This is a genomic window from Thermosporothrix hazakensis, assembly GCF_003253565.1.
In the GTDB taxonomy this organism is placed as follows: domain Bacteria; phylum Chloroflexota; class Ktedonobacteria; order Ktedonobacterales; family Ktedonobacteraceae; genus Thermosporothrix; species Thermosporothrix hazakensis.
Genome location: NZ_QKUF01000006.1, coordinates 186901 through 207630, shown reverse-complemented (window position 1 = coordinate 207630; position 20730 = coordinate 186901). Strand labels below are relative to the sequence as shown.

Sequence of the window (20730 nt, the reverse complement as noted above, 5' to 3'; positions counted from 1 at the left end):
AGTTTGAGAGTGCATGCTTTCAGCTCCCTGTCACAGTCCTGCTAACGCTCCCCTGGTAGCGCTAGCACTCAGGAGTACAGATACTTGGTATGAAGAATACCAGATTCCAGAGGAAAAACGCAATACTCAGGCAAAATAATACCAGAACCACAGCAGGAACGTTCGCAAAAAAAGAGGCAACACATCTCCCTCTTACTCATTTTACTCTTTCTTTCACTTCTTCTTTCAACAGACTTCACTCAGAGTAGAAAACACAACAATAAGTGCCAGGCTGTTGTATTCGCATTGCAATGAGACAGACATTTACCTGATTCCGACTGATGTGTTATACTTTCCGTGTACGTCCGGCAAAAAAATCGAGGGGAGCACAATGTCTCGCGCAAATCTTCCTCTACTACGCTTCTCATCTCACACCAATGAATATGAACTCGTACAAAATCATGAGCTACAGGTTATTACGTCTTCAATAGAGTGGAATAATATATCTTCTTCACTTTCCTCTTTTCTCTTTGAGGATCGAAATGGTGCTCAGTATACTATCCGCAAGGAGCACTTTCAACATGGTGACACGCGCTGGTATGCGTACCGTACTCTGCACGGTCGCACACAGAAGCGCTCCCTGAGCCAGACGAGCATGCTATCTCGTGATCAGTTAGAGACGGTCAGTGCTCTCTTCTCGCCCACAACAAGGCCAGGCCATCCCGCTCCTGAGGCCAGTTTGCTCCTCGAAACCAAGCTCCATCCGCCGCTGCTTCCCGCCTCATTAATTGAGCGCACGCACCTGCACGCGCAGCTTGACACCTGCCTGACACACAAGCTTGTCTTGCTTCAAGCCCCGGCAGGTTTCGGCAAAACAACGCTTGTCAACCAATGGCTCGCGACGCGCCCCATCTCGCGCGCCTGGGTCTCGCTTGACGAACGAGATAACGACCTGCTCCGCTTCTGGCGCTATATCATCGCAGCCTGTCAGCAACTTCTCAGCCCTGAACAGCAGCCAATCGGACAGGCAGTCCAGGCACAGCTTCAGCGCTCTCCCGCTGATCTACCGACGCTTGATACTGTGCTGACTCCGCTTCTCAACGCGCTGGCAGCTCCGTCCTCCGGCGGCTTGCTTGTGCTGGACGATTACCATGTAATCAACGAGCCACTTGTTCACGAAACGCTTGCTTTCTTCGTCGACTATCTGCCCGAATCGACACATATTCTACTTCTTTCACGTACCGAGCCTGAATTACCGCTTCTCCTCTGGCGCGCCAGAGGGGAACTCAGCGAGCTGCGTGGAGCGGACCTTCGCTTCTCGCGGGCAGAAATGAGTGATTTTCTGCGGAAGATCCTGCCATTCTCGCTCTCAGATGATCTCTTAAAGCGGCTTGAGAGCACAATTGAGGGGTGGGCTGCCGGACTGCGACTTCTCTCGTTGACCCTTGCACGCTGGCGCACCGCTGAGGCAATCGAGCAAGCAGTCTATGCCTCATCCACACGCGCACCGGGCATGCTCGCAGGAGAGGCCGACACCCTGCACCACTCCCTGCTTGACTACTTCGCCAGCGAGATTCTGGCAACACAGCCCGAGCCCATACAGCTCTTTCTGCTACAAACAAGTATTCTCGATCGGCTCTGTGCGCCGCTTTGTAACGCCGTAACCGAAAGCGAACAGGGAGCCGATCTTCTTGAGACAATCGACCGGGCAGGGTTGTTTCTTGATGAGCTGGAAGGGCCGGGGCGCTGGTATCGCTATCATGCGCTCTTCGCCGAGGCAATGCGCCGCGAGGCTGCTCGCCGTCTGGGTGAAACCGCCTTACAGGCTCTTCTGTTGCGGGCAAGCGAGTGGTACGAACGCGAGGCCTATCTGACCGAAGCCATCGACGCGGCATGGCTGGCATCCGACCTTGAGCGTGTCGCGACGCTGATCGAGCAGGCAAACAGGCGGAATTATAACGAGCCACACACTATTCAACGCTGGCTTCACCACTTCCCGGAGAACCTTTTGCAGGCGCATCCCCTCCTTTGTCTGCTTCTGGCAACCGAGCTTTGTTTCCCTATACAGCTTCGTCTCGCTCAAAAAGCCGTTTCAAGGGACGAGCTGCTGCAAGCCACGGAGCAAGATCGCGCTCGTAGCGAAGCACTTCTTCAGCGGGCTGAGAAAATATGGCGCGACATGGGACAATTTCCCTGGATCGGCGCGATTTACGCGCACCGGGCCCTCCATGCGTTGACGCTTAACGAGCCGTTCTCACTTGTTATACAGCATGCGAAGCAAGCACTTCACTACTTCCAGGGATTTGAAACGACTGATCCGCGCCTTTTCATGTATCGTGCATCAGTACAGCATTTTTACAGTATTGAACAGATTCGCCTCGGCGCTATCGATGAAGCTCAACGCCTGCTTACTCTGGCTCAAAAAGATCTCGTTCCGCCCGAGAACCGATTTCTTGCCACTGATATTCAGTTGATGCAGGGAAGATGTGCGCTGTTGCAAGGGAAACTGCATGAAGCGCATAACCTATTTCACGATCTGCTCTCAGTAAGTGAGGATATAAGCGATGCTGAGATGCATATTGATATCCTGCTCAACCTTGCCAGTATTGCGTTTGAACGTAATGAACTTGACGCTACAGAGCGTCTTGCCTCAGAAGCATTACAAATGGCACAGACAAATCCAATACAGGCTTTCATCGATAGAGCGAAACTCGCGCTTGCACTTGTTCAGTACGCTCGGGGAGAAATGCAGGCAGCGCTGGCCCATCTGGAAGCGCTGCAAGCCGTTCCACAGCAAGACGAGAGTCCCAATCATTTCCAGCTCCCCCTGCTGGTTCACGAGTGGGTGCAACGCCTGCGGCTCGCGAGCGGCAAACTTCACGCGCTTCCCGAACCAGATAAGACTTCTCCCTCTTTTGCTCTTTATCTGCGAGATGGCATTCTCCTCGGGCGTCTCTGGCTGGCTCAGGGAAGATATCAGGAGGCAATCAGGCAGTTTACTACACTTCTTCCCGAGGCTTGCAAGCACCTGCAACTCTATCGAGTCGCCGAGCTTCGGCTTTTGCTCGCTCTGGCCTATAATGCCTGTAAGCAGGAACAGCAAGCCCTTGAACGGTTGCGGCAAACACTATTGCAGACCGCTCATGAGGGCTGTATTCGCCTCTATCTGAATGAAGGTGCACCCTTGCTTCATCTATTACGCGTCATCTTACCTTCTGTACAACATGACGCAATCCTTCGCCCATACATTCAGCGCATCTTAGAAGCAGCACATTCTGGAGAGAAACGAACAGACAGCCAGCTTCTCGAGCCGCTTTCACTACAGGAAGAACGAGTTCTGCGCTTACTTGCAGCAGGATGGAACAATCAGGATATTGCTGACGAAATGATTATATCAGTCAATACCGTGAAATACCACATTAAGCGTCTGTATCAAAAACTCGGCGTCAGCAATCGCACTCAGGCGGGCGAGGTAGCGCACCGGCTCGGCCTCTAACCCCTACCCACCCCGACTACCCGTTTCACTATCCATGTGGGTAGTGTTTTTCTGCTCTGCCTCGGCTATACTTTCAACAGTCGCAAAAGAAAAAGTGCACTTGAATAAACACCAGTATAGAGAGAAGGAAAGAGCATTAGAATGAACATAAATGAATCAAATAATAGTAAAAGAGTATTGATTATCGGTAGTGGTATTGCAGGCTTGCTGACAGCCCGCGTCCTTTCTGAACAATACGAAGAGATCTGTATCATCGAGCGCGATACGCAGCCTCAGCAGCCCGCACCGCGTGCTGGTGTGCCGCAATCCTTTCATCTGCATCAGTTCATCCCTCGGGGAGAAGCCATCGTGCAGCGCCTGTTTCCGGACTTTGTCAACGATATCAAGGAGCTCGGAGCCTTTGAGCTTCAGCAAGCAACGATCCAGATGTTCAACCCATTTGGTGCATTGCCCTTAGGGAACGGAGAAGGTTTCACTTATAGTAGAGGGTTGCTTGAATGGGCAATCCGTCAGCGGGTTCAGGCGCTCCCTAACGTACGCATTCTCTATCAGCACGAGGTCATTGAGCTGATGGCAACGCCCGATAGAACCAGGGTGATCGGTGCATACATCCGGCCACGTGGACAGGTCGAACAGCGTATAGAGGTTCAGGCTGATCTGGTGATCGATACGTCCGGACGCTCTTCTAGAACGCCACGCTGGCTAAGCGACCTCGGCTATACGCTTGCCGAAGACGAGTATGTGACTACCGGAATTGGCTACAGCACCCGCAATTATCGCATTCCACCCGAGAAACGCAATATAGCCCTTGTTGTCATCGATCCGCATGCCTCAAGCGGCCACCTGTCAGGCGGCGTACTCAAGGCGATTGAAGACGACACCTGGGCAGTCTGCTTGAACAGCGCAGGTGATCAGTATCCTCCAACCGATGCCCGAGGCTTTGAAGAAGGGCTCGCCCGGCTCTACAACCCGATTCTGGCTGAGATTCTCCACGATGCCGAACCGCTCACCGAGCCGCGTGGCTTCCGTCTCCCTGTCTGCTTACGCCACCATTACGAGCAGATGAAGCGCTGGCCCGCCGGCCTGCTTGTTCTGGGGGACGCGCTCTGCTTCTTTGACCCAATCTACGGGCAGGGTATGACTCTTGCAGCGATTGAAGTGGAGACGCTTGCCACCTGCTTGCAGGAGCACAAAGGGCAGCCGAACTTCGAGCACTATGTGCTGCAACGGATGCAAGATGCCATCGCTCCGGCATGGTGGCGCAGCACCATCGAGGATCTTCGCTGGCCCGGCGTAACCCATATCGGCCCCGAGCCACTGAAGGGCGTCACATTGCTGCACAAATACTTTGACCTCTGCCTTCGCATCTCAACACAGCAACTCAACAGCCTGGCACAGGAGGGCAAATTCGAGCCGCAATATATGAGCTACTTCCTGATGAACTGGCTTTTCATCTCACCGCGTGATGTCGTCAATCCGCGCATGCTTGAGATGTACCTGCAACATGTGTCGCCAGCCGAAAAGGAAGCCATTCTCGCCGATCTGCGCGAGGGCTATAACCAGGACCTTGAAACGCTTTTGGATGAAGCTGTTCCACCCTTTGCCTTCGATTTCGGATCGGCAGCCGAGGGCGAGAATCCAGAAACAATGCAGCAGGAGAAAACAACAACTCTCTTATAAGAAGAAAAGGAGTTCAAACTATGCTTTCACCGGAACAAATTCGTGCCATCATCGAGAGCTATATTCACGTAAATAATACACTCGACACAGAAGGCTTTGTGAACCTGTTCGCAAAGGATGCCGCCTTCTACTACGTCGCTGAAACATCACCTATCATCGGCGAGGCCGCTACCCGTCAGATCGCAGAACAATCAATCATTCCATTTCGGGAGATGCATGTAACAATCAACCGACTGTTTTTCGTCGCGAACGGAGCAGCTATGTTCTACACCGCACAGATGACGACGCAGAGCGGCCAGAGCATCACTTCAGATGGTATCGATGTGTTTGAGCTGAACGAAGAGGGCAAAATTCAAAGCATTCGATTTTTTCTCGATCCAGAAAATTTTGCAGGGCTCGTTGCCTGAACCTTCAGGCCACAATCAGGATGGGAACTCTTCCCGTCCTGATGCCGCCTTTTATGGAAGCAACAAATGCAGATCCCCAAACTCATGCCAGAGATACTTCTTTTGGAGCGCCTCCGCATACACCAGCTTCAGGTGCTCTCTCGGCGCAAAAGCTTCCAGCATCAACAGGTGCGATGCCTGCGGTTCATGCAAGCCAGTCAACAGGCCATGTACAGCGCGGACACCGCGTTCTGGTGTAATAATGGTCTGTGTCCAGCCTTCTCCGGGATGCGTCACGCCGTCTGGCGTTGTCACTGTTTCGAGCGCACGCACAACCGTTGTTCCGACAGCGATTACTCTTCGGCCGGCCTGCCGCGCGGCATTAACCCCCTGAGCAGTCTCTTCCGGCACACGATAATACTCTTCATATGGCGGCTCATGCGCTTCCAGGCTTGCCACCCCGGTATGCAACAGCAGCGGTAATACCTGTACCCCGAGAGCGACCAACCGAGTAATCAGCTCAGGTGTAAAGGCACGTCCTGCCGACGGCATCTCCGCGCTACCTACTTCCGTTGCATAAACCGTCTGATAGTATTCTATCGGCCAGGCATTACGTACATACCGGTAGCGAATCGGGAAACCATATGACTTCAAGTACTCCTGCCAAGACATCGGGAGGTGAAGGGTAGCAATCCAGAGCCGCTTCTGACTTCTGTCCTGGACACGCTGTTCAGGTAGATAAGGCAGAAGCAGCGCAGCCGTCCCATTCTCGGCAAGCCGCAAGACCTCGCCTTCACGCATGCCGTAGTATGGTTTCGTCCCGTGCTCATCGGGAATGCGCACCTCCACAACCCAGAGATCAGCCGGGAGATGGGTCGAAAGATGCAGCTCATAGCGCGTTCCATCGGCTCCAATGGCCTCCAGAGCGGCATTCATGGTGCCGCTCGTGTTGATCACCACCACATCACCCGGAGCCAGGAATTGCGGGATCTGCCGAAACTGAGCATGCTCAATGCGATTATCTGTATACGATGAGACGAGCAATCGAACCTCATCTCGTGCCAGCCCGCGTGCCTCAGGGGGCTCGCCCGCCTCCAATTCCTCTGGCAAGAGGAAATCGAGAGGCCTCACATGCGAAGTAAGCATACCATTTCTCCTCACGCCAGAGTGCGGGCGGCATAGCGTCCACTGGGATAATCGCCCTCTATCAGCCGCATTAGCCCCGGCACGCTTGTTTCCGGAAGCGGTCTATCTGAGATATCCTCACCCGGGAAAGCCGCCTGATGCATCTCGGTATTCATATCGCCTGGATCGACCCAGTACACGCGCCAATCGCTTTTCTCGACCGACAGAATGTGCGAGAGCTGTTCTAGAGCCGCTTTACTCGAACCATAGCCACCCCATCCCTCATAGCCTTCAACCGCTGCATCGCTCGTGATATTAAGGATACGAGCACCTGCTTGCAAAAACGGCTGAAGCTGTTGAATGAGAGCCAGCGGAGCCAGGGTATTCACCCGATAGACTTGCTCCAGCACATCCAGCGGGTATTCAAGCAGCGCCGGTTGCGGACTTGGACCAAGCACGCTGGCATTATTGATCAGTACATCCAGCGAGCCAAAACGCTGGACTGCTTGCGCTAAAGCCTCTCGGTGAGCGGAATCAGCCACATCCCCGGGAATGGCGACGACCTCGGTCTGTTGTGCCAATTCGGCTCTAACCGCCTCAAGCGCCTGTGCACCGCGTGCATCAATGATCAACGTCCAGCCCTGCCGGGCAAGTTGTCGAGCAAGAGCGCGCCCCAGGCCTCGTGAGGCTCCTGTAATCACAGCGGTTTTTACGGATGTCGCATTGTCTACCATAGATCTCGTTCCTTTCATAAAGCGCTAAGAGAAAAGGAGCAACTCCGGTTTTAGACTCCTGAACATCTACGAATCGAGCAGGCCTTCACCCTCGTTCCATTCCTCGCTCAGCCTGCCATCCCGCACGACAAATATTTGAATCATACTGCGTAGCGCCTGCCTGCCATCTGGCTCATGGCCCTCATAGAGCCCGAGATGCGTTCCCTGCCATGTCGTTCGCACAACCAACTTTTCCCCTTCCGTGATTACATCTTCAACTACTACCCGTAGATCAGGAAATCCTCTTCTCAGCTCTTCGACGTACTGACGCACGCCCGCAGGCCCACAGGGTTGTTCAGGCGTCGAGTGATCCACGAACTGCGCCGAGAACAGCTCATCAAGCAGTTCCAGACGGCCCTTATTCAGCACCTCTTCGTAGAGCAGCCGTACAAGCTCGCTTTTCTTCATCTCGGCTCACCATCTCCTTTTCAGCAAGCATAACATCTTCCATCGCACCACAAATTGTCCTTCAAGACAGATTGTCTCCTGTCCATTCGTTCAGTGAAGAGGCGCATGTAGTACAGTTCAATATAGACTCATCCTCAGCACAGCAGTTCTCTCTCGTTTTTCGTCTGTCCCTTTTGCTCGTCACACCAGGAGTCATGATACGTAATAGTAGGTAGAAGCAATGCGACAAAGAAAGGAAAGGGATAATGTTCACAAGGCGATCAGTGAAGGTGCCACGGGCGGCAGCGCTTCAGTTCAGGCTTGTCAGGGCGGAGTTGTGGCCAGGCAGGCGTTGGGGCTGGTTTGGCTCAAGAGGCTGGTGGGTGCAATGCTCCCTGTTACATGACGCCCGTGGGAGCTGGCAAGTCCGCCGCTTTCTCCCATCGCTTCACGAGGCCTGCCTGCTCCTTCATATTCATGAGGATGATCTGAAATGGCTTCCCGAACCATCTCCCGGACAGGTAACGCCATCGGGGTACTACCCATTTTTAATGATATGAGGGTCGAGAGCGGGCCTGACAGATCTGCTTACCTGTCGGGCCCAAATGAGCTACGCGTTCTGTACCTGTACAAGAAGATGTTCCACCCCATAGCCGAAAAAGCTGCTGATAGGCTCTAACGGCACATCCCGCTGAAATTGAATATCCTTAAATGTATGGAAGAGCCGCTCAAACGCGAGCTTTGTTTCCAATCGAGCAAGCGGTGCACCGAGACAGAAATGAATCCCCTGCCCGAACGCCAGATGCCGATTCGGTGTACGACGAATGTTGAAAGAACCGGGATCAGGAAATTGAGCCGGATCGCGATTGGCCGCACCAATCCAGCAGAACACACGCTGTCCCACTTTGAGCTGTCGGCCATCGAGTTCCGTATCAACGACGACGGTACGCCCAAACCGCTGTACAGGCGAGCGGAAGCGCAACACTTCCTCGATTGCGCTCGGGAGCAACGAAATATCCTCACGAATCTCGCGAGCTGCCTCGGGATACTCATCAAAGCAGAGCCCTGCGTTCCCGATCAGATTTGTTGTTGTCTCGTTCCCGGCAACCAGCAGTAATTCACAGAAATCGAGGATCTCTGTCTCTTGCAGCGGCTCCCCATCGACGTTCGCCTGAAGCAGCCCACTGACCAGATCATCTTGCAAATGCTGCTTACGCTGCTGAAGCACGTTTTGAAAATAGGCCCTCAATTCTTTCCTGCCGCGTTCAAGATCGGCATATGAGGGACTCACAATGAGATCGGACCACGCCTTAAACGAATCGCGCTCCTCAGGCGGTATCCCGAGCATTTCAGAAATCACGATCACCGGGAGGGGGTAGGCAAGATCAGCAATCAGGTCCATATGCCCCGTCTCACGCCCTTTTTGCAGCAACGAATCAACTATTTCGATAATTCGCCCGCTCATCTGTGCAATAGTGCGAGGAGTAAATGCCTGCGTGACTAATGAGCGCAACTGTCGGTGGCGCGGAGGGTCGGTCATAAGCAGATTGCCACCACTCTGAATCGCCATTGCCGGGTCACCGGAACGGCTTCGACGCGAAGAATAGATCTCTGGATGTTTCACCACTTCCAGAATATCGTTATAGCGGAAAAGCTCCCAGGCATTCAGTTTCTCGTTAAAATGAATCGGGTCATTTTTGCGCATCTCCTCATACCAGGGGAACGGGTTCAATCCGAGTTCAGATACGGCCTCAACCTGGACCGCATCCTTCTTGATGTTGTATGCATTCTCCATACAAGCTACCTCTCACTATAGGCTTCATTTTCCCCACAGAAAACAGGCATCTCTCGTTCCATTGCTTCCATGCGAAAGCGTAAGCGGATACAATAAAGCGAGAAACGCTACTTTAAGCATACCACCATCGCGGCAGCTCGACAAAAGGACAAACCCTGCAAAGCCAGGATGTTGAACGAACGGGAAAAGAGCAGAATCGCAGCTTCTTCCTGTATCCCGTTCTACAGGGTATAATAAAGCATAGTATCAAATATATTGAGAAAGGCTAGCAAAATGCATCTGACAATTCAATCTGATACGTCGATTGATCTACAAATGCATACGACGTACAGTGATGGCCGCTGGACTGCGGAGCAGCTCTTCGATTATCTCGCACAGGAGGGTTTCGGGCTGGTTGCCGTCACCGATCACGACCGGGTTGACACCATCGCCAGCGTGCAGCGGCTTGGTCAGCAAAAACAGATTCATGTCCTGCCCGCCGTTGAGGTCAGCGCACAATGGCGTGGTCAGATGGCGGATGTGCTCTGCTTCGGCATCGATCCCACATCCGAGCCTCTGGCTGCTCTCACACAGCGAGTTCGCCAGGGCCAGCAGGCTAACGCCGAAGAGGTCTATAACGAACTGCTTCAGCGGGGTTATCGTTTCCCTCGACAGGCGGAGATTCTCAAGACAAGCAACGGCGAATTGCGCGTTGCTGGAGACTGCGCCTTGCTGCTTCTTGAACACGGCTATATCAATGACTGGCCCCAAGCGCTGGAACTGATCACAGAGGCAGGTTACCGCGAGATTCTGGCCGATATTGCAGAGACCGTTGAGGCAGCTCATCAAAGTGGCGGCATCGCCCTGATCGCTCACCCTGGACGTGGTCAACAGGAAGAGGGCTTCACCTTCTACACCCCGGAACTGCTCGATCAGGTTCGCGCCGAAGTCCCGCTAGATGGCATCGAGGTCTACTACCCGACCCATTCGCCCGAGCTTGTCGCCACCTATCTGGCATACGCGCAAAAGCATGACCTTGTCGTCAGTGCGGGCTCAGATTCACACGGCCCTCCGGGACGCATGCCCATCAAATACCGCGCAGAGCTCTGCCGCCACCTGTTTGAGCGTGTTGGCATCGAGGTCCAATAAGCCTCTTCCGCTTATCATCAGCACCTATTGAGAGCGGTCATTTCGTGCCGGGTGTTTCTTGAAATTGATCTTGAGCGCTACTCGTGCTCCAAAATATCAAAAAAGGAAACGCATCACACCCATGATGAAGCAGCAGCACGCTATCTGGAACACAGGAGCGCTTCCCGCAATACCGCGCGGAATGACTTCTCACCTTGATCTGGCTCCATACTGCCTTACAGAGCCGGAATGATCCTTTATCAACAAGCGAGTCCAAAAGTCTGGCTCAAAACGCCGCCCGGACTTCCCTCTCTGTACACCTCTTCTCGTCACACCGCCTCTTTCTTGCGCACCTCAGCCATGCGCAACGCCGCACGAACCTCTGTTAGATAGGCCAGCCCATTAAAATTGATCCCGCTTCGCATGCCCGGATAGGTCGCCTGCATGCCAATCGAATCTATCTCGATTGCTTTCTGATCAGGATAAAGCCTGTACCGACCATTCAGCTCAAAGCGCCAGAAATGCAGCATAGCCAGCATCTCAAGCAGCTCACTCCGCAACGGAGACTGTTCCCCGCAGTGGAGCAGGTCATCCCTGATATACCGCTCATAGATCGCATCGTTCTTATAGAGATGCAGCGGCGTTGAATAGGCCGTGACATTTCTATAGGAAAAAGGCTTGCTCTCATTTTTATCCAGACACAGATGGAAAAAAGTAGCTACCTTCCCACCCCCCATTCTATGGACAAGCTCACCACCCTCGTCGACATAAAGTGAATAGCCATTTTGTGGGTTCTGCGGCCCTCTTCGATTGACCACATAAGACGTATCGCCAAAAATCGGATATACCCAGATCCGCGCTATCTTGCCATTCTCCTCATAGAGGAGCTCCCGAAGCGCTCGGATCATACCCTCGCTCATAAAGCATGGCCCACTTCCCACATCAGAGATATGCAGCGAACGGCTATAAGGAGCATCCGCTATATAGAGGAAGTGATGATAGCCTCGCGCGATACAGTGTTCGATCTGCCGAAAAAGCGCATGAGGCCGCTTGAACATCTCATCATGCCGCATATTTGTTGAGAATGTCGTCAATGGGCCCAGATGGAGACAGCCATCACTTCGGCGCTCGATCCCGATAACCTGCCCGTAGAGCGTCGAGACGGAATGATCATCACGGCCAGCTTTTGTTCGATTACAGGCACAACTGGTGACCTGCACCACAGCAAGCTTCTTCAATTGATGACTCCGCTGCTCAGGCCCCTTCCTGCTGAATACGCATGGGAGCATTGAGGAGAGCGAGAGGTGCTCATCCCCTGACATACATGGCCCTTTGTCCACTCCATGAATCGGAACACGCTGGAAGCTCTGCGAGCCGCTCAGGTGATCCTGACTCAGCATAAATTCCAGCAACCTCGCAACCGAATACATAAACTCCTCTTCAGATAATCTATACATTCCTGCTTCTTTTATACTTTTCTTTGCATCATTATCCTTATATTCGTGCCCACCCCCTTTCCGGTCACATATATAGATTATCGGGATAAAGAGCCTCCGTGCATCTGCCACTTTCGTGTAGGTCGCTAGCATTTTGGCAAAGGTATAGGCAAGCGTGAGATACGCAAAGCGATACGCAAACGCTCCTTCAGAGCCAAAACGCCGACCATGTTTGCGATAATAAAGCGTCACTCGATTCAGGTCCCCCAAAGCAAGCTGAAGGGCCTCATTCTCCTTGTCAGGCGGGATCAGCAGAACGGGAAGCATCCCCAGGCGTTCCCAGGCATATTTCACACTATACTCTTTCACCTCGTCATCTGCTGGATAATAATGTAGCGGCTCAAACCGCACCTGAAGCGGCAGCGTACAGAGCGCATTGTGGCATGTTCCTTCTTGCTCGACCGCGATATGCTTGAGGATGGTTTCAGGCTGGTCCGCAAGGTTCACATCTCGAAAGAAGCGCTGCTCAGTACAAATAGTATCCAGATCGTGATTCAGCACGGTCTCTTTCAGACTGAGTACCAGCGTTTGCGGGCACATGTCAGGCTCAACAGGCGCCTGTTCCATAAACTCCTTTAAAAGCTCACGAAGCGCCTGCACATTCCTCATAGCGCCGCTCCTGTCAATGTCCTCCTTGATCTGCTTGAAAAGAGCGGTTTTCTCCTCCTCCGTTCCTGTCGTCAAGACCGGGAACACCTTCTCTTCCAGATATGCAACAACATCAAAAGAGGCATCATCGAGCCTGTACAGCACCGGGTAGAGCAGCGCGATCCGCAAGACTTCCTCATAGAAGTGCTTCTCATAGGTGATGCTCTCTTTGCGCCGCTTGTATAGCCCGGCTTCAGCATCAAGCAACGCCATGTTATAGACATAGACTGATTCGCCACTGCCACCGTGTGTATAGACCGCACTATTAAGCTTCAGTTTCACTCCTACCACAAACGTCTTTTCCCCTTCCAGAGATGCCTCGCTCAACATTCCACCTATTTCGGGGAGCACCGGCAGAGGATCAAACGCGCTGGCAAGCGTGAGAAGCCGCTTCGTGTCATACACTTCACGCTTCAGTGTCACCTGATAGAAAGCATCGTCATGTTTATGACTAAAGCTGTCGAGCGCCCGCAACCGCACGATCAGATGTTCCAGCAGCCTCGCATTGCGCGTGTCAATCTTCTCACAGGTACAGATACGCTTGAGCAGATAGTCCAAATAGAGTAGCTGACACTCCCGAAAAATGCGAGCAATACTCTGTCCGAGAACAGCTTCCTTCAGAATTTGCAGTTCTGAATGCTCCTGTAACTGCATCGCATGTAAAGCATCACGAGCCCGCTGCATATCGGCTTCTGTAACGTGAGCATGCTTCGCTCGGAGCCGCTCAAGATGTGTCTGGATGCTCCCTACCAATTGCCGGAAGAAGTTTTGAACCCCCTTCACAGCCAGCGTGAGCCTGTGTCCCATTAGCCAGGGATCTCGCGCCTCTTTTGTTCCGATGACAACGCTCTTTTTTTGTAATTCAACGGTCTCTTCAAGCTTTTCATACAGTAAGCGACGCAGATGAGCTTCTTTTTCTTCACCATGCTCAGGGACGATCTTCCCCGGTCTCATGACCAGATTGCGCATCAGGGCATGCAATGACATGGGCTGCCCATCAGGAGTAGACCGCTGCAACTCAGCATGCAGACACTTGCGCATCAAGTGCAGGATAGTCTGAATCGTTCTATAGAACTCTTTTCGCTTCTCAAACTCGGGTATAGAGATAGCAGCATCCGCCGTTTCTGCCTGATGTTCAAAAGGCGAGGCATGACTTTCAGTGAACCGCGCTCCTATCTGAGACGCCAGCGCATCCACATCAAACGTTGGGGACAACAGAGGCGCGTGTCCATGCTCCTGAGCAGCCTTCAGAAGTGCTACAGAGAAATACGCGCTCCTGTCGCCGGTCTCGATCTGCCTGAAATCAGCCTTCAGCAACTCCTCGATTACTTCCAGTACACGCATATAATCACATTTTGCAAGGGGAAGATCTCTACGCTCAACCTTATTCATCATACCCAGTCCCTGTTCGCAGACTACACTTCTAACCAAAACACACATATACGCAGATGATACTACAGCCATACAAATATTTCAAGCTACTTATCTAAAACAGGACCATTGGTGTTTTTAAATGAGAAAGAAAATTGGCATATTTCTCCAGCTTGTGCAACAGAATCAGGTATAGTAGAAGAAAAAGCGCCTGCACGATTGCTTGCACGCGAAGAAGTTGACTTGACACGCTCTTCTTTTTTATTATATAGTATGTCTACCTAAAATAATTTATCATACGATACATCCAAATTTCAGGAGAAAAAGATGTCTCATCCGTTTCGTTTTGGCGTTGTCTCGATGGGCACACCACCACATACGCGCAGTTCGTGGCTCGACCAGGCACGCCGCTGTGAGGATCTGGGGTACTCATCCCTATTGATGCCCGATGTTCCCTCGGTTGGTGGGCTCGCACCTTTTTCCGCGCTCACCATGGCAGCAGCGGTCACAACCACGCTTCGTATTGGCAGCTTTGTCTTCAACAATGAGTTACGCCACCCACTTCTTCTTGCTCGTGAAGCCGCAACACTGGATGTGTTTTCCAATGGACGACTTGAACTTGGTCTGGGCGTAGGATATGGGCCTCAGGAATCCCAAAAAATGGGATTACCCTTCGCAAGTGGTGGAGAGCGTGTCCAGCATCTTCAGGAAACAATTGATATTATCAAGCAGATTTCTACAAAAGAGCGCGTGACCTATACTGGAAAATATTATACGATTAAAGATGTAGCTGGCACGCCTGCGCCTGTACAGCAGCCTCACCCACCTATTCTGCTTGCAGGTGCTGGAGAACGAATACTGAAACTGGCGGGACGTGAGGCAGATATAGTTGAGGTTGCGATAATGTTCCAGGAGTCAAATACCTCAATTGAGCAAAAACTGAAATGGGTTAAAGAGGGGGCACAGGAGCGCTTTCCAGCACGAGAGCTCAGCAAAACAGTCTATTATCTACACATTACTGATAGTAAGCAAAAAGCAACCGCCGCACCTGGCGGGCCGCAGGTTCCAGTCCAGGAGATGAGCACACAGCAGGCAATCGAGCACCTGCTAGCGCTCAGGGAGCAGTATGGCTTCTCGTACCTGAAAGTGCATGAGGGACAGATTGAAAATTTCGCTCCCATCGTCGCACGGCTCCACGGGAGATAAGGCAACGTCCTGGGTCTGGCCCCTGCGCACCAGACCCGGCGTCTATGCTCGCTTGAGCGCAGTCAATTGAGCATCGAGCTGTAAAAGATACTCTCTTCCATACGGCCCTTGCTCAAGGTTTTGCACAAGTTGTCCAGGCAAATCCTGCGTTATTTCCACACTCCAGGAGCCAGCGGCCAACGCGATTGTAGACACAGTATCAACATCACCAGTAAATGCAATACATGCTTGCAGGAGATCACTCATCCGCGAATGATCGAGGAGTGCAGTAATAGCAGCACGAACGCTCATCCAGCCCTTTGCTTTCACCGGTCCCTGCCAGCGCTCCGCCCAGCGTCCGGGCACATGCTGCTCAAGAAAACGCCCCAGTTGCTGCTTCGGCCCCAGACGATAGATGAAATAATGGGCCATCAACGCCGCCGCAACAGCTGCGTTCACGCCATCAAAAGTGTTGTGCGTCAGCTCTGCCTGCAACGTCGCCTTCTCGATCACTTCATCAATAGTCGTATACAGCCCGATAGGAGCAGCACGCATCGCCGCACCGCTCTTGTCGCTATCAGGACGGATCTCGCCTAAGAACTGTGTACCATCGCGCACCCTGCTGAGAAAGCGATAGAAGCTGCCCGCATATCCCTCACGAGGGTCACGCTTGAACACCTCGACGAACTTTTCGGCCAGTGTCTCTTTTGTCCAGGGAACGCCAGATACCATTATTTCTGCAATGGCAAGCGTCATTTGTGTATCATCGGTATACGAACCCGGAGCGATATTGTGTCTGGGATGCAATACATATCGATCCAGCGTGTTGTGTTGCTCGACCCATGCACGCTCCGCATACTCAAAGCCGGCACCGTAGGCGTCACCAACTGCAAGTTCAATAAGCATGCCCGCCTCCTCGTTTGCTAAAAAATTGCTGTTATTTCATACAACGAGCAAAGCGGGCAAGCATAAAGTGACTATGCCTTCGTCTCCTACAAGGATGGCGGCCCCTGACGCAGCGCAGCATAAACGGCGTCAACATCTTGATTCGGCATTACAAATTCCAGCAGCCAGGTTGCACCCCCCTGTTCAGCCTCACGAAGTGCTGCCCGGGCCTGAGCATTTCTCGCAGCCTCAAACAGCGGCACGGACACCACGATATCAAACGGCGCCCCGGCGGTGTGATGCTCATCCATAAAGCGCTTCACTGGCGCAATGCCCTCCGGTGAAGAGAAGACATGCACACCGTCCCAACGAGCAGCCCGCTTCATAGGCCCCTTATTTGGCCATGTCCCGGCCACCCAGATCGGAATTCTGGGCTTCTGAAGTGGGGTTGGCAAGAATTGAATCTCATCGACCTGGTAATATTTTCCACTATAACTGAATGGCTCACCACTCCATAACCCCTGGATGATTTCCAGGCTTTCATCTAACATGCCTGCTCGCTGCTTTGCATCCAGTACCTCCCCAAAATGGGTAAAGCCCTTATCCTCAATATCCCCAATTCCTACACCCAGAATAAAGCGGCCATTCGAGACATGATCCAGCGTTACCGCCTCCCGAGCCAGCTTCTGAGGACGCCGCCGTGTTGGCGCAGTCACCATCGTGCCAAGCTTCACGCGCCTGGTCCGCATTGCCATTGCCGTAAGGGAAATCCAGGCCTCGGCTACCGGCTGCCCATCAGCCAGATAGTGCAGCGTGTCCCAGAGGAAAACTCCATCCCAACCGGCCTCTTCTGCGGTATGAGCCAGATCAGCCAGCAGATGTGGCTCAGCGAAGTTATAGACGTTCGGAAGAGTTATACCATAATGCATTTTTAACGTTTCCTACCTCTATCTATAGAATACAACATTTCTCAAGCTCTATTGGGGTCGAGAAAGCCGCTCTCCCAACCCGCCATCAACAGCAAGCGTGCTGCCAGTTGTAAACGTGGCCTCGAACGCGAGAAACAGCACCGCCCGCGCCACTTCTTCGGCCAAACCATGACGTCTCATCGGGGTCACCTTATCTCCTCGCTGCTTGAGTATCTCTTTGACAACTTCAGTCAACCCAACCACACCTATTGTCGGTATGTCGATAAAACCGGATCTGATCACACTTACCCGAATATCTCGCAGCAGTAACCTACCTCGATTAGCTTTGCAAATGCATCAATCACATCTTTTGTGACTACTTAGGCACTCACACCCGATCTTCCCCCACCTACAGCCACCGATGACGTCAAGACGATTGCATTTCCATCCCGCAATGCAGGAAGCAAGCGTTGCATCGTGAAAAATGCCCCTTTGTATTGACTTGAAACTGTCGAGCATACGATTCTTCTGTTACCTGCTCGAATGGCTCAAACAGCGCGGTCCCGACATGAATAAAGAGCAGCTCTACCTTACCAGACTTCTCCTCAACGATCGGCTTCAGTGCATCGATATCTGCCATGATAGTGGCATCAGAACGCACTACATGTGCTTTCGAGCCGAATTCTTGCCGCGCTGCTTCTAGATTTACCTCGTTTCGACCAGTCAACAGGACTTTAGCACTTCCTGCAACAAGCAAGCGGGCTGTTTCCAGCCCCATACCAATTGTTCAACCGATAATGACAGCTTTCTTCCCTGTACACTTCTCCTCCATTCTATTTCTATCCCTCTACTCTTATACTGGAGGCAATCTATTGTATTTCAGGCAAAGATCAATCAGTGCTCACATAATGAGGGACGATTATTTCTACTATTTCGCTTGTAGTGTCCGTCACTGGTTAGATGGACACCGTTTCCTGAGCCTTTGAGAGACTACGTTTGAGGTACATTCTGACTCGTTCGAGAGCTTCAATCTGCTCTTCCACTTCTGCAAGTCGCTTCCGATACAGCGCCAGTTCCTCAGGACACTCATAAAGATAGTTCGACTCAGGGGAAAATGATGACATATCAAGATCACAATCCCCTAAAGCGGCAGCTATTTCAGTAGTAGTCAAACCAAGTTTCAGGTAAAATTGAATAGCTTTCACTCGTTCAACCGCTGATTCATCATAAAAGCGATAGCCATTCTCGCGCCGCTGTGGCGATAGCAAATGCTTTGTTTCATAATAGCGTAATGATCGAATGCTGACACCAGTGCGCCGCGACAATTCGCCAATGTTCATATGTTTAAGCCTCCTGTTTGATCTTCACTGATATTGTAAAGTATGACACCGTGTCAGGGTCAAGCAAATTTCGTCCTTTATTTTGTGTATTCGTTCTACACCAGCATACTCATCAGCATACCATATTTCTTCCCACTTACCTGACAAAAAGAAAGGGTCCCCTTGCACTTTCGTGTAGCATCGTGTACAGTCAGTGTAGATTACATACATTGACGAGAAATAGAGGAAAAGTATGGAACAGCAAGGCCCTACCCAAAACCGTGCGCTGAGGCAGCCTTACACTGATCCTTCAGCATGGTTTGACGCCGTTTACACTCATGCTAAACATAACCCCTCAATGGTTCCCTGGGCCCGTCAGAGCGCTCATCCATTCCTGCTCGATTGGTTACAGCAGCGCCAGGGAGACAAACAGCGAGCGCTTGTCGTCGGCTGTGGGCTTGGAGACGATGCAGAGGCACTTGCTCATCAGCACTTTACCGTCACTGCCTTCGATGTGTCGCCGAACGCCGTTGCCTGGTGTCGCGAGCGCTTCCCGGGCTCTCCTGTCAACTATGAGGTCGCGGATCTCTTCACGCTTCCCGAGGGATATCAGCAGGCTTTCGATCTTGTCTTTGACGCGCTCACCATTCAATCGCTTCCGCCCCATCTGCATACAAAGGCCATAGAAGCTATTGCACACTGTGTCGCACCGGGTGGCACGTTGCTCATTATCTGTCATGGACGTGAGCCGGAAGAGGAGTTTGACGGTCCGCCCTGGCCGCTTGCCCGCTTCGAGCTTGACCATATACAACAGTGTGGTTTACACGAAGTACAGTTTCAAGATCGGCCTCTTTCTTCTGGCACGCGCACATTCCTCGCGGAATATCAGAAATAATGGGACAGCATAGCCGTCTACGTTCATGGTGGCAGGACAATCCAGCCAATCCGGATCACCCTACCCTGAATAATCCAGATGTGAAGCGGCTTCTCATGTCACGTTATCCCACCTCATCGGCGATCGATCTCGGCGGCACCATGAGCCTGAATATACACGTGGTACCGGAAAATATCGTTTTACGTGTACATCAACCATTCGTATCACGTGAGCGCCTGCTTGCCATTCAGCGTGTTCGACAAGCGCTTACAGCACAGGGGCTTCAGGTTCCGCTTCCCGAGCCGAACGCGACCGTGCTTCGCTGTGGGAAACGGTGGGCAGAAATCGAAGTGTATAGGCCGCATCAACGGCTACCTCATACCTTTGAGGCGTATTGCTGGCTCTTTCAGGCACTCGGCAGGTTGCATCATGCGCTTTCGACCTGTGACAACACGGTTCCCCGTCCCTTGGTCGCAACATATGCGCCTCCGAGCAGCTTGAGACGCTGGCTAACGGTGACACAACAGGCGCTTCACGATCATCCACAGGCATTTGAGATCGCTCATTATCTGGGAAAGCTCGTTCGGGAGCTCCGTCGGCAGTGGCATCCCGCCTCACATCTGCCACAACAGCTCATTCACGGCGACATCCACCTGAGCAACGTCTGCCAGACACCAGACAAGCAAACGATCTATCTGGATTTTGGCTTTCTTGCGTATCGCCCACGCATCCACGACCTCACCTACGCATTGGCTTTTATGCTGCTTGCTCTCAACGGGCCCCAGAAGCCGCAAGACTTCGCATGGCACCGCATTGCCTTGCTGCTCAACGCATACGAGACAACCGCCCATACGCGTCTATCGGAGCAAGAACGAAAAGCGCTGACACCGTACACGGCAGCAATACCGCTCTACGCAGCCGCACTTGATGGCTTCAGTTATAATCCTGCCAGGCAGCTTCAAGGCCGCCTCCCTTTTCTTCATTTGAGCGAATGGCTCCTGACCTGTCCTCAACTATTGCAGCAATAAAGCAAACGGTTATCCAGCAAACGATCATGTTTCACTTCTTGCTTCTTTAAGGCGTGAGGGCTTCTTCAATTGCTTCCTCTCCTATTACAGATATGGCCGTAAGTAGAGATATCCCATAAAATGGGGAAACCGTCGGTACTATCCCCTTTCCATAAAATGATCAAGTATTGTATAATCTCTTCGTAAGATATGCTTACCGCGTTTCGGACGCACCAACTCTTCAAAAAAGCAGCTATCTCGTACATCGCTTTTCTACTTACGGGTTTTGGGAGGCGTACAGGTGCGGAG

The 20730-nt window shown here is 52.3% G+C and carries 16 protein-coding genes and 1 pseudogene; 8 read left to right on the top strand and 9 right to left on the bottom strand.

Features of this window, described 5'->3' with window-relative positions; translation table 11 throughout:
- The first annotated feature begins 370 nt into the window (after positions 1-370).
- The 3 genes from EI42_RS11600 to EI42_RS11590 all read left to right on the top strand — a co-directional run bounded on the left by EI42_RS11600 (position 371) and on the right by EI42_RS11590 (position 5562).
- On the top strand, positions 371-3475 hold the full coding sequence (locus tag EI42_RS11600) for a winged helix-turn-helix domain-containing protein (RefSeq protein ID WP_111322021.1): 3105 nt from the start codon (positions 371-373) through the stop codon (positions 3473-3475).
- Positions 3476-3616: 141 nt separating this feature from the next.
- Positions 3617-5155 carry an FAD-dependent oxidoreductase gene (locus EI42_RS11595; protein WP_111322019.1) on the top strand — a complete coding sequence of 513 codons (1539 nt, stop codon included), beginning with the start codon at positions 3617-3619 and terminating at the stop codon, positions 5153-5155.
- A 20-nt stretch (positions 5156-5175) separates the two neighbouring features.
- Entirely contained in the window at positions 5176-5562 is a 387-nt protein-coding gene (locus EI42_RS11590) for a nuclear transport factor 2 family protein (RefSeq protein ID WP_111322017.1), read from the top strand.
- A 51-nt stretch (positions 5563-5613) separates the two neighbouring features.
- Here the strand turns inward: EI42_RS11590 and EI42_RS11585 are convergent, their stop codons facing one another.
- From EI42_RS11585 to EI42_RS11575, 3 genes are all read right to left on the bottom strand, one after another.
- Entirely contained in the window at positions 5614-6687 is a 1074-nt protein-coding gene (locus tag EI42_RS11585) for an S-adenosylmethionine:tRNA ribosyltransferase-isomerase (RefSeq protein WP_111322015.1), read from the bottom strand.
- A gap of 11 nt (positions 6688-6698) precedes the next feature.
- Positions 6699-7400, bottom strand: coding sequence for an SDR family NAD(P)-dependent oxidoreductase (locus EI42_RS11580; protein ID WP_111322012.1), 702 nt, complete (start codon positions 7398-7400; stop codon positions 6699-6701).
- Positions 7401-7466: 66 nt separating this feature from the next.
- Positions 7467-7847, bottom strand: a complete 381-nt coding sequence (locus EI42_RS11575) for an ester cyclase (RefSeq protein WP_111322010.1) — start codon at positions 7845-7847, stop codon at positions 7467-7469.
- Between the two features lie 245 nt (positions 7848-8092).
- Between EI42_RS11575 and EI42_RS31895 the strand changes: the two genes are divergently transcribed.
- The gene (locus EI42_RS31895; protein ID WP_137686393.1) at positions 8093-8386 is read left to right on the top strand and encodes a hypothetical protein; all 294 of its coding nucleotides are present in this window, start codon (positions 8093-8095) and stop codon (positions 8384-8386) included.
- Between the two features lie 50 nt (positions 8387-8436).
- On the opposite strand, the gene EI42_RS11570 is transcribed toward EI42_RS31895, so the two are convergent.
- A complete protein-coding gene (locus tag EI42_RS11570) occupies positions 8437-9621 on the bottom strand; it encodes a cytochrome P450 (RefSeq protein ID WP_111322008.1) in 1185 nt (394 codons plus the stop codon).
- Between the two features lie 273 nt (positions 9622-9894).
- Between EI42_RS11570 and EI42_RS11565 the strand changes: the two genes are divergently transcribed.
- Positions 9895-10749 carry a PHP domain-containing protein gene (locus EI42_RS11565; RefSeq protein ID WP_111322006.1) on the top strand — a complete coding sequence of 285 codons (855 nt, stop codon included), beginning with the start codon at positions 9895-9897 and terminating at the stop codon, positions 10747-10749.
- Positions 10750-11057: 308 nt separating this feature from the next.
- Here EI42_RS11565 and EI42_RS11560 read toward each other — a convergent pair whose 3' ends face one another.
- Complete coding sequence (locus EI42_RS11560; RefSeq protein WP_111322004.1) at positions 11058-14267, bottom strand: hypothetical protein; 3210 nt, start codon at positions 14265-14267, stop codon at positions 11058-11060.
- Positions 14268-14570: 303 nt separating this feature from the next.
- Here EI42_RS11560 and EI42_RS11555 point away from each other — a divergent pair, with 303 nt between their 5' ends.
- Positions 14571-15449: a TIGR03621 family F420-dependent LLM class oxidoreductase gene (locus EI42_RS11555; RefSeq protein ID WP_111322002.1), complete on the top strand. Its 879-nt coding sequence runs from the start codon at positions 14571-14573 to the stop codon at positions 15447-15449.
- Positions 15450-15491: 42 nt separating this feature from the next.
- Here EI42_RS11555 and EI42_RS11550 read toward each other — a convergent pair whose 3' ends face one another.
- The 4 genes and pseudogenes from EI42_RS11550 to EI42_RS11530 all read right to left on the bottom strand — a co-directional run bounded on the left by EI42_RS11550 (position 15492) and on the right by EI42_RS11530 (position 18561).
- Entirely contained in the window at positions 15492-16334 is an 843-nt protein-coding gene (locus tag EI42_RS11550) for an ADP-ribosylglycohydrolase family protein (RefSeq protein ID WP_111322000.1), read from the bottom strand.
- An 86-nt stretch (positions 16335-16420) separates the two neighbouring features.
- Positions 16421-17242 (bottom strand): LLM class flavin-dependent oxidoreductase, encoded by an 822-nt coding sequence (locus EI42_RS11545; protein WP_111321998.1) that lies wholly within the window; start codon positions 17240-17242, stop codon positions 16421-16423.
- Between the two features lie 48 nt (positions 17243-17290).
- Positions 17291-17999: pseudogene (locus tag EI42_RS34675) on the bottom strand (SDR family oxidoreductase).
- Positions 18000-18177: 178 nt separating this feature from the next.
- Positions 18178-18561: a MerR family transcriptional regulator gene (locus EI42_RS11530; protein WP_111321992.1), complete on the bottom strand. Its 384-nt coding sequence runs from the start codon at positions 18559-18561 to the stop codon at positions 18178-18180.
- 232 nt (positions 18562-18793) lie between these two features.
- Between EI42_RS11530 and EI42_RS11525 the strand changes: the two genes are divergently transcribed.
- Together EI42_RS11525 and EI42_RS11520 are read left to right on the top strand one after the other, a co-directional pair.
- Complete coding sequence (locus tag EI42_RS11525; protein ID WP_111321990.1) at positions 18794-19435, top strand: class I SAM-dependent methyltransferase; 642 nt, start codon at positions 18794-18796, stop codon at positions 19433-19435.
- Complete coding sequence (locus EI42_RS11520; protein WP_111321988.1) at positions 19435-20442, top strand: phosphotransferase enzyme family protein; 1008 nt, start codon at positions 19435-19437, stop codon at positions 20440-20442. Before EI42_RS11525 ends, EI42_RS11520 begins: the two co-directional genes overlap by 1 nt.
- Positions 20443-20730 lie beyond the last annotated feature (288 nt).